General features: G+C 56.7%; 18 protein-coding genes and 1 tRNA gene. 13 read left to right on the top strand and 6 right to left on the bottom strand.

Translation table 11 applies throughout. The features are described 5' to 3' along the window. Nucleotides 1-8 precede the first annotated feature (8 nt). Together BBF94_RS03290 and BBF94_RS03285 are read right to left on the bottom strand one after the other, a co-directional pair. Nucleotides 9-383 (bottom strand): hypothetical protein, encoded by a 375-nt coding sequence (locus BBF94_RS03290; RefSeq protein WP_065257626.1) that lies wholly within the window; start codon nucleotides 381-383, stop codon nucleotides 9-11. 178 nt (nucleotides 384-561) lie between these two features. After that, nucleotides 562-828: a hypothetical protein gene (locus tag BBF94_RS03285; RefSeq protein ID WP_065257625.1), complete on the bottom strand. Its 267-nt coding sequence runs from the start codon at nucleotides 826-828 to the stop codon at nucleotides 562-564. A gap of 207 nt (nucleotides 829-1,035) precedes the next feature. Here BBF94_RS03285 and BBF94_RS03280 point away from each other — a divergent pair, with 207 nt between their 5' ends. The 11 genes from BBF94_RS03280 (at nucleotide 1,036) to BBF94_RS03235 (ending at nucleotide 8,001) form a co-directional block, all read left to right on the top strand. Continuing rightward, on the top strand, nucleotides 1,036-2,523 hold the full coding sequence (locus BBF94_RS03280) for a sensor domain-containing diguanylate cyclase (protein WP_065257624.1): 1,488 nt from the start codon (nucleotides 1,036-1,038) through the stop codon (nucleotides 2,521-2,523). A 5-nt stretch (nucleotides 2,524-2,528) separates the two neighbouring features. Then, nucleotides 2,529-2,747, top strand: a complete 219-nt coding sequence (locus tag BBF94_RS03275; RefSeq protein ID WP_065257623.1) for a cysteine-rich CWC family protein — start codon at nucleotides 2,529-2,531, stop codon at nucleotides 2,745-2,747. A 33-nt stretch (nucleotides 2,748-2,780) separates the two neighbouring features. Then, nucleotides 2,781-3,473 carry a pseudouridine synthase gene (locus tag BBF94_RS03270; RefSeq protein ID WP_065257622.1) on the top strand — a complete coding sequence of 231 codons (693 nt, stop codon included), beginning with the start codon at nucleotides 2,781-2,783 and terminating at the stop codon, nucleotides 3,471-3,473. Nucleotides 3,474-3,784: 311 nt separating this feature from the next. After that, entirely contained in the window at nucleotides 3,785-4,672 is an 888-nt protein-coding gene (locus BBF94_RS03265) for an alpha/beta fold hydrolase (RefSeq protein ID WP_065257621.1), read from the top strand. A gap of 169 nt (nucleotides 4,673-4,841) precedes the next feature. Then, nucleotides 4,842-4,915 (top strand) — tRNA-Gly (locus BBF94_RS03260). A gap of 380 nt (nucleotides 4,916-5,295) precedes the next feature. After that, nucleotides 5,296-5,985 carry a zeta toxin family protein gene (locus BBF94_RS03255; protein WP_318656010.1) on the top strand — a complete coding sequence of 230 codons (690 nt, stop codon included), beginning with the start codon at nucleotides 5,296-5,298 and terminating at the stop codon, nucleotides 5,983-5,985. Then, the gene (locus BBF94_RS27875; protein ID WP_167443763.1) at nucleotides 5,973-6,140 is read left to right on the top strand and encodes a hypothetical protein; all 168 of its coding nucleotides are present in this window, start codon (nucleotides 5,973-5,975) and stop codon (nucleotides 6,138-6,140) included. The genes BBF94_RS03255 and BBF94_RS27875 overlap by 13 nt, the downstream gene beginning before the upstream one ends. Before the next feature lie 360 nt (nucleotides 6,141-6,500). Then, entirely contained in the window at nucleotides 6,501-6,680 is a 180-nt protein-coding gene (locus BBF94_RS03250) for a type II toxin-antitoxin system HicA family toxin (protein WP_065257619.1), read from the top strand. Between the two features lie 34 nt (nucleotides 6,681-6,714). After that, nucleotides 6,715-7,122, top strand: coding sequence for a type II toxin-antitoxin system HicB family antitoxin (locus BBF94_RS03245; RefSeq protein ID WP_065257618.1), 408 nt, complete (start codon nucleotides 6,715-6,717; stop codon nucleotides 7,120-7,122). Between the two features lie 217 nt (nucleotides 7,123-7,339). Beyond that, a complete protein-coding gene (locus BBF94_RS03240) occupies nucleotides 7,340-7,642 on the top strand; it encodes a type II toxin-antitoxin system HigB family toxin (RefSeq protein ID WP_065257617.1) in 303 nt (100 codons plus the stop codon). Beyond that, the gene (locus BBF94_RS03235) at nucleotides 7,642-8,001 is read left to right on the top strand and encodes a helix-turn-helix domain-containing protein (RefSeq protein ID WP_065257616.1); all 360 of its coding nucleotides are present in this window, start codon (nucleotides 7,642-7,644) and stop codon (nucleotides 7,999-8,001) included. Before BBF94_RS03240 ends, BBF94_RS03235 begins: the two co-directional genes overlap by 1 nt. Before the next feature lie 80 nt (nucleotides 8,002-8,081). Here BBF94_RS03235 and BBF94_RS03230 read toward each other — a convergent pair whose 3' ends face one another. Next, a complete protein-coding gene (locus BBF94_RS03230; protein WP_065257615.1) occupies nucleotides 8,082-8,450 on the bottom strand; it encodes a DUF6124 family protein in 369 nt (122 codons plus the stop codon). 527 nt (nucleotides 8,451-8,977) lie between these two features. On the opposite strand from BBF94_RS03230, the gene BBF94_RS03225 reads away from it, so the two are divergent. Then, complete coding sequence (locus tag BBF94_RS03225; RefSeq protein ID WP_065257614.1) at nucleotides 8,978-9,706, top strand: class I SAM-dependent methyltransferase; 729 nt, start codon at nucleotides 8,978-8,980, stop codon at nucleotides 9,704-9,706. A gap of 113 nt (nucleotides 9,707-9,819) precedes the next feature. On the opposite strand, the gene tam is transcribed toward BBF94_RS03225, so the two are convergent. Then, nucleotides 9,820-10,590 carry a trans-aconitate 2-methyltransferase gene (tam, locus tag BBF94_RS03220; protein ID WP_065257613.1) on the bottom strand — a complete coding sequence of 257 codons (771 nt, stop codon included), beginning with the start codon at nucleotides 10,588-10,590 and terminating at the stop codon, nucleotides 9,820-9,822. A gap of 198 nt (nucleotides 10,591-10,788) precedes the next feature. Between tam and BBF94_RS03215 the strand changes: the two genes are divergently transcribed. Continuing rightward, nucleotides 10,789-11,199 (top strand): low affinity iron permease family protein, encoded by a 411-nt coding sequence (locus BBF94_RS03215; RefSeq protein WP_065257612.1) that lies wholly within the window; start codon nucleotides 10,789-10,791, stop codon nucleotides 11,197-11,199. A 46-nt stretch (nucleotides 11,200-11,245) separates the two neighbouring features. Here the strand turns inward: BBF94_RS03215 and BBF94_RS03210 are convergent, their stop codons facing one another. Both BBF94_RS03210 and BBF94_RS26965 read right to left on the bottom strand, forming a co-directional pair. Beyond that, nucleotides 11,246-11,749 carry a DUF4142 domain-containing protein gene (locus tag BBF94_RS03210; RefSeq protein ID WP_065257611.1) on the bottom strand — a complete coding sequence of 168 codons (504 nt, stop codon included), beginning with the start codon at nucleotides 11,747-11,749 and terminating at the stop codon, nucleotides 11,246-11,248. Between the two features lie 75 nt (nucleotides 11,750-11,824). Then, a complete protein-coding gene (locus BBF94_RS26965) occupies nucleotides 11,825-11,980 on the bottom strand; it encodes a KGG domain-containing protein (protein WP_082302357.1) in 156 nt (51 codons plus the stop codon). Nucleotides 11,981-11,983 lie beyond the last annotated feature (3 nt).

Below are 11,983 nucleotides of genomic sequence, written 5' to 3'. Positions count from 1 at the left end.
GTCGGCGGTTACCAGCGGTTACCGCGCCAGTGATCGCCACGACCGCGGTGATCGTCCCAGCCACCACGACGGTGGCCATCCCAGCGTCCACGATCATCGCCGTGCCAGCGGCGGCTCTCGTAGTAGCGCGGGGCCGGTTGGTAGTACCGGGGCGCCGAGTAATAACGTGGCGCCGGTTGGTAATAGCGTGGTGCTGGCTGGTAGTAACGCGGGGCTGAATAGTAGGTGCTGCCACCGCTGTAATAGGTGCCACCGCTGTTGTAGTACGACGGAGATTGGGAGGTATAGACCTCTGAGGTGTAGTAGCCATCTCCGTAGGAGTAAGGGACACAACCGCCAATCGAAAAAAGCATCACGGCAAGCAGAAGAATTCGGCGATACATGGCGGCCTCCTGGACCGCGGGTAGCCACACCAGCGACGCTGGCAGGCGTCAGTCTTTCATTCGGCGACTGACGAAATATCTGACAGCGTTTTCCGAATCTGGTGCGTTTCTGTAACAAGTTGAAACATGTGATTGATGAAACCTTGTTCACGAAAACATCGATTCATTCAGCCGCTGATTAATGGTGGTCACCGTGATATCCGCCGCCGTGATATCCCCGTCCGTACCCTCCGCGATAACCATGGCCTCCATAGTAGTAATAGCGCCCGCCACCGTAATAGCGCGGGCCGTAATAGCCACCGTAGTAATAGGGGGAGTAATAGCCGGGGTAATAATAGGTTGCGGGGTAGGCATCGTAGCTGCCGGCGTAGTAATAACAACCGGACAGTCCCAGACCGAGCACTGCACCCAGCAGCACCCGACGCAGCAATTTTGCAGTACTCATGACGGCCTCCTGGAAGACCTGTGACAGCAGTCGGAAAAGACCGGCTGACAACAGATTTGACTGGCTGCCCCCTGCCAAGTGCCAGCTTCCATCGTCCGTCGGATCAGCGGTGCAACAGGCTGCTCATTTCAGGCCGATATGCCGCAACCTTTTCCCCGTCACTGCCACTAGAATGCTGCCATCGGGCCACCGTCAACGGAATTGCCAATGCCGCTCAGATCTGTGTTTTACTCCCAACGTTCGCTGGTGCTGACGCTGGTCGCCCTCCTCGGCGCAGGTTTCTTCACCACCTCGCTGCTCAGCTATTACGCCTCTCGGGCCTCGATCCGCGACAGCATCGTCAACACCGAACTGCCGCTGACCTCCGACACCGTTTACTCGGAAATCCAGAAGGACCTCGTCAGACCGATCCTGATTTCCTCGATGATGTCCCGCGACACTTTCATGCGCGACTGGGTGGTGAACGGCGAAAAAGACAGCGACCAGATGACCCGTTATCTCGACGAGGTCATGACCCACTACGGCGCCTACACCGCATTCTTCGTCTCCAACAGCAGTCACACCTACTACCACGCCAAGGGTGTGCTCAAGCAGGTGAAGATCGACGAGCCACGCGACGCCTGGTACTTCCGCGTGCGCGACATGAAAGATCCGTACGAGATCAATGTCGACCCGGACCTGGCCAACAAAGACAACATGACCTTCTTCATCAACTACAAGGTGTTCGATTACAACGATCGCTTCATCGGTGCCGCCGGTGTGGGGCTGACGGTGGACGCGGTCATCAAGCTGATCGACAAGTATCAACAGCGTTATCAACGCAGCGTTTACTTCGTCGACACCTTTGGCCGACTGGTGCTGACCGGCGCCGAGGGCGGGCCGGAAGGTGCGCGGGCCGGCAAAAGCCTGACGGATCTCGACAGCATGAAAGGCCTGGTCAGCCAGTTGCCCAAACCCCACAGCGGCAGCTACGAATATTCCGCCCACGGTCAGGGACATTTCCTCAATGTGCGGTTCATTCCAGAGCTGAACTGGTATCTGTTCGTCGACAAACGTGAAGACGGCGCGCTGAGTGAAATCCGTCAGTCGCTGTACCTCAATCTGCTGATCTGTCTGCTGGTGACCTTGATCGTGCTGTGGCTGGTCAATCGCTTGATCAAACGCTATCAGGACAAGATCCACGCCCAGGCCACCCTCGACAGCCTCACAGAACTGCCCAACCGCCGCGGCTTCGACCTGCTCGCCGCACAGGCCCTGCAGGAAGCGCATCGCGAGCCGAAACCACTCACGGCACTGCTGCTGGATCTGGACCACTTCAAAGAGTTGAACGACACCTGCGGCCACATGGCCGGCGATCAGGTATTGATCGGCTTTGCCCGGGACCTGCAAAGCTGTCTGCGACATTCCGATATCGTCTGCCGTTGGGGCGGTGAGGAATTTATCGTTCTGCTGAAGGACACTGACGGCGAGACCGGTCAGAGGATTGCCGAGAAGATCCGCCGACACGTCGAACAGCATGAATACGCCTACAACGATCACACCCTGAATCTGACAGTCAGCATCGGCGCCACCACCCTGCAACCGGATGACACCTTGCACAGCCTGCTGTCCCGGGCCGATCATGCGATGTACCGGGCCAAACAGACCGGCCGCAACCGCACCTGCATGGAAATGCCTCACTCTGCCTATGCCTGACGACCATGAACAAACCTGACCTCTGCCCGGCCTGCGGCGCCCGCAACGACTGCACCCTGGCTGATCCGCGTACCGCCGACCGTGCCTGCTGGTGCTACGGCGTTTCCATTGACCCGGCGGTCCTCGAAGCCCTGCCGCCGGAACTGCGCAATCAATCCTGTCTGTGCCCGCGTTGCGCCCGGGTCGAGGCGCAACTGCAAGCGGCAAAGCCATCGATCCCGTAAGATGCGCGCCCCGCCCCCTGCCAATTCCTGATCATGCGCGTCGACCGCTTCCTCAGTAACCTGCCCCGCTACAACCGCAAGCAGGTTCGCCTGTTGCTGGTGGAAAAGCGCGTGCGTATCGACGGAAAAATCGTCAGCGATCCCCACAGCGAGGTCCTGGACTTCAGCCGTGTCGAAGTCGACGACGAAGTGCTGCAAACGGGGAAACCGGCGCGCTACTTCATGCTGCACAAGCCGCAGGGTTGCGTCAGCGCCACACGCGATCCCGAGCATCCGACCGTGCTCGACCTGATCCACGAGCCGGACAAGGACGACCTGCACATTGCCGGGCGCCTGGATTTCAACACCACCGGCCTGATGCTGATCACCAACGATGGCAGCTGGTCGCGGCGCCTGACCCAGCCTCAGACCAAACTGCCGAAGGTCTATTACGTCGAGACCGAGCAGGACATCGGCCCGGAATATGCGATCAAGTTCGCCGAAGGGATCTACTTCGCCTTCGAAGACCTGACCACCCAACCGGCGCAGCTGGAATTGCTCGGCCCGCGGACGGCGCGACTGAGCATCGTCGAGGGTCGCTACCACCAGGTGAAGCGCATGTTCGGTCACTTCAACAACAAAGTGCTGCGCTTGCACCGCGAATCCATGGGTCTGTTGCACCTGGATAACGCGCTAAAACCGGGCGAATACCGCGCCCTGCGCACCGAAGAGATCCATTTGTTCTAAGCCGCCGACCGCTCAGCAGAAGTTGTCGAACAATTTGCCAACGGCACTTGCGCGATCCGGATCCCCCTGCTTGAATCAGGACGTCGGCCAAATTGTGACCAATGAGTCACACACAACATCCAAGAAACCTTTTGCCGGTAGAGAGCCCCCAGGGCCTCGCCTCAGCCGGCAGATTGCCCGCCAATAACAATACCCGTCGACCTGCCGTTCCGGATCGACATGGGCTCCAAATTCCAGGCGTATGCCTACCTGTCACAAAGCTCGTGCAATCTCTATTTGCGCGCATACCCGCTTGCCAGGAGTCTTATGACATGAGGCCAGAAATCGCTGTGCTGGATATACAGGGTCAGTATCGGGTTTACACGGAGTTCTATCGCGCAGACGCCGCGGAAAAGACCATTATTCTGGTCAACGGCTCGATGGCCACGACTGCGTCGTTTGCACAGACCGTGAAAAATCTGCACCCGCAATTCAACGTGGTCTGCTACGACCAGCCCTACGCGGGCAAGTCGAAAGTCCACAACCGTCACGAGAAAATGCTGACGAAGGAAATCGAAGCCCAGATTCTCCTGGAACTGATCGATCACTTCGCCGCCGAGCATGTGCTGTCGTTTTCCTGGGGCGGCGCCGCGACCATGGTCGCCCTTGCGCACCAGCCACGGCGTATCGAAAAGGCCGTGATCAGCTCCTTCTCGCCAGTGATCAACGAACCGATGCGCGACTACCTCGAACGGGGCGTGAATTATTTGAGCAACCTGGATCGCAACCGCGTCGGCCATCTGGTGAACAACACGATCGGCAAGCATCTGCCATCCCTGTTCAAGCGTTTCAACTATCGTCACGTCAGCAGCCTCGCCGAGCACGAATACGGGCAGATGCACTTTCACATCAGCAACGTGCTGAACAGTGATCGCCAGTGCTATCTGAATGCGGCGAAAAAGATCAACGTGCCAGTGCTGTTCATGAACGGCGAATGGGACGAGTACACCGCCGCCGAAGACGCCCGGTTGTTCGGCAACCACGTGGCGCAAAGCACCTTCACCACACTGCAGGCCACCGGGCACTTCCTCGACATGGAACACAAATCCGCTTGCCGGGACAGCCGGAACGCCCTGCTCGGTTTCCTGAAACCTGCGCAGCAGCCCATGAGCCGAACGCGTCACCCGTTTGTCCAGGATCACCATGCATTGGCCGTTTGAAACAGCGTCGTCGCGAGCGAGCCTGCGGGTCTGAGATAAAGCCGTCCTCCAGCCCGCAGCGCTTGCCCGCGATCGACCGATCCGGCCCTGATTCAGGCTTTTGCGCTCGCCACACGCAAAGAAAACTTCAAATCCGTGGCCGAGTCTGGTACAAAGTCAGCCGCTCAGAGCGGGTGTCGTATAATGGCATTACTCCAGCTTCCCAAGCTGATAACGAGGGTTCGATTCCCTTCACCCGCTCCAATCGAATTCATGTCCTGCGTCGTGGTTTGGCGGGGGATGCGCAAACAGAAAAAACCGGCCTTGATAGCCGGTTTTTTTGTGTCTGGGGTTTGAGGTCTGCTGCTCATTCGGCAAAGAACAATTCCGAAACACACCGTTGATTGCAGATACCGTATCCCTCTCTACTCTTCATTCTCTCCCGCGACAAAAATACAGTTTGCTCAAAGGAATGATCCATGCGCACGGTTTTCCCATCAAGGCTTTGACCGATTGGAAGCCACCACACTGCGGTAAATCCAGAGCGCAAACGGTAAATGACCTTTCAACCGAAGAGGGTTCATATCCAGTGCAGGAAGACAAAAGGCTTGGAATGACGGATGAGGAACAGGCCATCTGGGACGATGCGATCAAACAAGAAGACTATTGGCAAGCGACTCACGGATCAGACCCGGTATCCGCCCGAAAAAGAGCCTGTTTCAGTCTTTATGGCTGGATCGCCCGGCGCCGGCAAGACAGAGGCATCATTAGCCCTGCTGAACCTTTTCTCTGATACGCCGATCCTGCGAATTGATCCAGACGAACTCAGAAACGAATTTGAAGCCTACCAAGGGGGCAATGCCTGGCTTTTCCAAGGCGCCGTTTCAATTCTGGTAGGGAAGCTGATTGATCTTGCCCTGGATCGAAAACAATCTTTCCTGCTTGATGGGACGCTTTCGAATATAGAGATCGCGAGGAACAATGTGCGGCGTTGCCTGGACAAGGGGAGATTCGTTCAAATTCTCTATGTCTATCAAGACCCCAGGCTTGCTTGGTCATTTGTCACGGCTCGTGAGGAAGCCGAAGGACGGAGGATTCGACCGGAGCATTTCGTCGACCAATATTTTGCAGCACGTGACGTGGTTAACACGCTTAAGCTAGAGTTTGGCAAGGATCTTCATGTCGATCTGCTTGTGAAGCACATTGATAATTCTGGTCGTCTCTACAAGGCTGGTGTTGACAAGATCGACTACCATATCCCGGAGAAGCATACGAAACACGACCTGATGGTCATGCTCGGGATAAATAACGGAGTAACCCCATGTTTTCCATGAAACTCGGATCCCCAAAGGAGTCCACGAGTCCATTCGCAGACTTCATTCGTAATGCGAAATCGGAAGAAAAAAAGCGCGTTTACAGTGAAGTGCTGACCGAAGCCACCAAAAAACAGAATGAAGTGATGCTGGCTGCACGTGAAAAGCAAGCCTGATTACGTTAGTGGATTCCAAAATTGCCCGGCCAAGTGCCGGGCTTTTTCATTCTGCCGTTGACGTGCTTTACGTGCTCCGGCGTACACGCTTTTGGACGATAGGTGAGGAGTGCGGTATGAAAAAAAACGGTCTTGATGGCCGAGTTTTTATGCCTCTAATTTGCAGGAAATAGGAGCTCAGCCCCTTGGATTTCATGGAAACGGCCTGCAATACACTCCCCATCCCGCTGAAGTATCCCCACCTAAACTCCTTCGTGACCACCAGCCCCATCAAAGGACGATGACCGCTCGGTGGTTATAGTGTTGATCAATAAAAAATCGTGGGTATAGTAACCACCAAGCACACCACAAGGAGGTGTTGTGAACAGCCGTTTTCTAATTGGCCAGCTCGCCGCAGACGGTTGGTATCTGGTGCGGATCAGGGGCAGTCATCATCACTTCAAGCATCCGACCAAACCTGGTTTGGTCACAGTGCCTCACCCGAAGAAGGATCTGCTCAAGAAAACGGCCATCAGTATTTTGCAACAGGCGCTGCTTTGACTCGTTCGCTCAATGGCGCCGTGGAGGAAGTCACATGCTTTACCCGATCGCGATTTCAGTGGGTGATGGAGAACATGCCTGGGGAGTGGAGGTGCCGGATATTCCGGGCTGCTTCTCCGCTGGTGATGATCTGGACGATGCAATGGCAATGGCCCGGGAAGCCATCGAAGGGCATTTCGAGATTCTGGCCGAGGACGGCTCGTCCATCCCGCCCGCCAACAAGGTCACGCTGCATGCGGCCAATCCAAAATACGCCGGCTGCACGTGGGCGGTGGTGGATATCGATGTGACCAAATACCTGGGCAAAGCCCAGAAACTCAACATCACATTGCCGGGCTACCTGCTCAACCGTATCGATGAATACGTGTTGCACCACCCGGAAGAGAAAAGTCGCTCCGGATTCCTGGCCTCAGCGGCGCTCAAGGTGTTGCAGCAAGGTTGAAGCTAAATTGAGAAACCGGTCCTGCTGACCGGTTTTTTATGTCCGTTTTTGATGAAACCTCAGGCCGTCATTCCTTGATAAATAATTCAGATCACATGCTTCAACGTGGACCCCTACGCTTACGACAAAGCGACTCACCCGCTTTGCTCAATGGATATCAGAGATTGCATCTCTGTTAGGCGAAGACTACCATCTCCCAAAACGGGAGGAGGCATGGATGCGGATAATTGCCAGAGCAACCTTGCGGGAATTTTGGGAGAGCAATCCGGCTCATCTTGATTCCCAAACCCCGCTGGTTGAATGGTATCGCCAAATGGAAAAGGCACTCTACCGCACGCCACAAGAGATCAAGGCCGAGCTCAGAACAGCCAGCATCCTCAAGGGTGCAAGGGTTGTCTTCAATATCGGTGGAAACAAATATCGAGTGATTCTGGCAATTGATTACCAGCGGCAGCTTGGCTTCATCCGGTTCGTCGGCACCCATGCCCAGTATGACCAGATCAACGCGGAGACCGTGTAATGAACATCAAGCCAATTCGTAGCCAGGAAGATCTGGCTGCGGCGTTGACACGAGTAGAACAGCTCTGGGGAGCCGAGATCGGCTCGGCTGAAGGTGATGAACTGGAAATCCTCGTGCTACTCATCGAGAAGTACGAAGAAGAACATTACCCAATACCGCCGTCTGATCCGATTGAGGCAATTAAATTTCGCATGGAACAGCAAGGCCTGACTCCTCGTGACCTGGAGCCTTTCATCGGCACCAGCGGACGCGTGTCAGAAGTACTGAACCGCAAACGAAAATTGAGCCTGTCGATGATCAAACGCCTTCACGATGGATTGCGCATTCCCTATGAAAGTTTGCTTTCGGGCGTTTCCTGACAGAAATCATCCAGGGATACGGAAACCAAAAAACCGGTCGCAATGACCGGTTTTTTTATGCCTGCCAGAACAGCTGCAATTCAGCCCTTCACCTCAACATGATCCAGCGCCTGATTCACCGCCAATTCCCCCAGCATCACGACCTGTGCGATCCCCAGTGCCGTCTTGCGATGGGACGGATCGAGCACGGCGGCGAAATTGCTGAGCATTTCGCTGGCCGAGCCCAGGGATTCGCTGGCGTTGGCAAGCAGGGATTCGGTGTTGTAGGCCGGGTTGGCGAGGAACATCGGTTCAGGCTGATTGGTCGTACCCATGACATGGGCGCCGGGGCAGAGGTAGTGATCGAGGGCGCGGTTGGCGGCGTCGTTGAGTTTTCTGGAGTCGATCGAGGTGTAGGGGGACGTTGGGTCGGTTTCGACTTCTGGGGGATTCGGTGTCGGCTTCTTCATAATGGCTTCTTTCTAGTCGATAGGTGGAGCTGACCTACTCGGTTCCAATCGAAGAGGTGGCAGCTGTACACGAGTTGGAACCCGGGCGAAAAAAGCCAAAAGCCCGACAGACTCGAAGTCTCTCGCGCACAGCCGCCATAACAGAATGCACACCATGAAGGCGGGCAAGCATACGTCATGAAAGCTGCTTTTGCTTTTTTGGAAAGCCGCGGGGTTCCAATCCCGATCGCCGATTCGTCAGCGACCTTCACAGGCTAGAGCCCGCACTTCCGACGGACAACCTGAAAACCGTGTGGGAAGGATCAGCAAACAGGACCCACTCTTTAAACATCCCGAATCGAAAAACCACATTTACAGATCCCCAACACTCCGTCAGTTCTCACGTTCGCCCCGACCCGCTAGCATTTCCCCATCACCCACCACCCTCCCCCTGCGCGGCCATCGACGAATACGCGCCATCACGTTTCGAGGGACTTCAAATCGTGGCCGTTGAGCCACCCGAATCAAATTCAGACGAGCACCCGACCATGACCCAGAACATTTACGACGACCCAGAATTTTTCGAGGGCTACAGCCAGTTGAACCGCTCCCTCGGCGGCCTCGATGCCGCGTCGGAATGGCCGGCGCTGAAAGCCTTGCTGCCCATCCTGCACGGTTTGCAGGTAGTGGATCTGGGCTGCGGCTATGGCTGGTTCTGCCGCTGGGCCAGCGAACAAGGTGCAGCCGACGTACTGGGGCTGGATGTCTCGGAGAAAATGCTCCAACGGGCGAAGGAAACGACTTCAGCCGCGAACATCCGCTACGAACGTGCCGACCTGGAACACCTCGACTTGCCTGCGTGCACTTTCGATCTGGCCTACAGCTCGCTGGCGCTGCACTACATCAAAGATCTCTCGGGGCTGTTTGCCAAGCTGCATGCGGCGCTGAAACCCGGTGCGCACTTCGTGTTTTCCATCGAGCATCCGATCTTCATGGCGCCGCGCAATCCGGGCTGGCTGATCGACAGCGAGGGTAACAAGCGCTGGCCGCTGGACAGTTATCAAAGGGAAGGCGAACGGGTGACGAACTGGCTGGCGGACGGTGTGATCAAGCAACATCGCACGGTCGGGACACTGCTCAACGCATTGATTGGCGCCGGATTCACGATTCAACACGTCAACGAATGGGGGCCGAGCGATGCCGAGGTGGCCGCACAACCGGCGCTCGCCGAGGAACGCGAGCGGCCGATAATGATGCTGGTCGCCGTACAGCGCTGAATTTTCAGATCATCTGTGGCGAGGGAGCTTGCTCCCGCTGGACTGCACAGCAGACCGGAATTCGGCGCACGCTTTGCAATCGAGCGGGAGCAAGCTCCCTCGCCACGGGGTATCTAGCGTGTGGCGACGATGAACAACCGCGGAAACGGCAACAACACCGAACCATCCGCCAGCGCCGGATAAGCCTTCGCAACCTCCGCCAGATAGTGCGCCAGATAATCCGCACGCTCCGCTTCCGTCAGCGGACTGAGGAACGGAATCAGACCGCTGCCCTTGAACCACTCGACAACGCCTGAAGCCCCGTCCGCCAACTGATGGTGATAGGTGGTGCGCCACACATCGACCCGCGCACAATGCGGACGCAGCATCGAAAAATAAGCGCTGGCATCCGCCATCTCGGTCCGCTGCCCTGCCGCGCCGACCAGTTTGCTGGCCCATGGCCCGTTGGCAGCCACTTCGCGCATCAAGCGATGGGATGGTTCGTTGAGGTTGTCCGGCATCTGTATCGCCAGAGTGCCGCCCTGCGCCAGCTTGCCCGCCAGTGCCGGCAACAACGCCGCGTGATCCGGCACCCACTGCAACACCGCGTTGGCGAAGATCACATCGAATGGCCCTTCATCGGCCCACGTATCAATGTCCGCCACCTTGAACTGCAACTGCGGCAGACGCTTGCGTGCGGCCTCGATCATGTCCTTTGAGCTGTCGAGCCCCTGCACGTTCGCCCCCGGAAAACGCTCCACCAGAAGCTCGGTCGAGTTGCCGGGGCCACAACCGATATCGACCACGGAGCGTGCTCGCTGTGTAGGAATCGCCGCCAGCAGGTCACGGGCCGGGCGGGTGCGTTCATCTTCGAAAGCGACGTATTGTCTGGCGGACCAGGTCATTGCGTTCTCCTGTCTTGGACGTGTTGGCGAAACATGGAAAAGCGACTGCCGTCACGATACAGCGAACTTGCAGGCCTGCCTTCCCCTACCTGCGTCCGATAACGCCGGTCTGGCAGTGAACACCGAGATTTGTAAGTAGAATTTTCACCACACCTCAGATGTCTGAATTTCAAGCGGCCCTCAATAAGGAACAAGGTCATGAAATTCGCAAAGATTTCGCAAACGCTCGCACTCTGGGCCGGCAGCCCCAAGACGTTCATGGGGGCTTTGATTCTGATTGGACTGTGGGGACTGAGCGGGCCGATTTTTCATTTCAACGACACCTGGCAACTGATCATCAACACCTCGACCACGATCATCACGTTCCTGATGGTGTTCCTGATCCAGAACACCCAGAACCGCGACACCGACATTCTGCATTTGAAGCTCGACGAACTGTTGCTGGTGACCAAAGAGGCACAGAACGCAATGCTCGGGCTGGAAGCGCTGGATCTCAAGCAACTGGAAGCCTTGCGCAAGCACTACCGGACATTGGGCGAAGGCGAAGTTTTCAACCTGGACGGGTTGGGGGAAAAGAGCAAACCGAAGCAGGACTTGAATGATTGCTGAGCAGAAAAAACGGCGCATCGAGCGCCGTTTTTTGTTTTACCCGGTTTCAGCGACTGGCTTGCAGCGCTCGGGCCATTTCCAGATGGCTTTGCAGCTTCGGCAGGGTCTCGTCGGCGAAGGCCTTGATTTCCGGCACGTCGGTAGTCCGGGCTTCCTGCTGGATCTGGTCAATGGCTTCTTCGGTGGCTTTGACCTGGCTGGCGGCGTAAGCCTGATCGAAAGACGCGCCGTCCTTCACCTGCGGAATCAACGTCTTGGCCTTGTCGGCGAGTTCTTCGCGGGGGGCCACCGGCAAATCGAGTTTTTTGGCGATTTTCGCCAGATGCTGGTTGGCCGTGGTGCGGTCGTTGATGACCACGATGGTGTAATCCTTGACCTCTTTGGATTCGGCCTTGCCGTGCGCCTGACGGCTGGCTTCGATGTCGGCCATGCCTTTGGCCGAGGCTTCGTTGATGAAGTCGGCGGGCGACTGGGCAAATGCGCTGCCGGCACACAGGCCCAGCAGGCTGACAAAACTGATGCGGCGTACTCGGGTGGCCATCCGGCTCATGGTCGCGCCCTCCTTCTCGGCAAATTCAAGCGGGAGCTTGCGCCCCCGCCTCTCAATCAAAACAACCTTCGCCGACTACTTCGATTTCTGAGCGGGCTTGCGGCCCATTTCGGTTTTAGGCTCTTTGTCGACAGTCGTGGTGGTGGTTTTCCCACCTTTGCGACCGGCTTCAGAGGCCTTTGTTCGATCGTTGGCGAAGTTTCCCGAGTTCGAGTTTCTTGAGTTAGGCATGAT

Source organism: Pseudomonas bananamidigenes (assembly GCF_001679645.1).
In the GTDB taxonomy this organism is placed as follows: Bacteria; Pseudomonadota; Gammaproteobacteria; order Pseudomonadales; family Pseudomonadaceae; genus Aquipseudomonas; species Aquipseudomonas bananamidigenes.
This window is presented reverse-complemented; position numbering and strand designations above follow the sequence as displayed.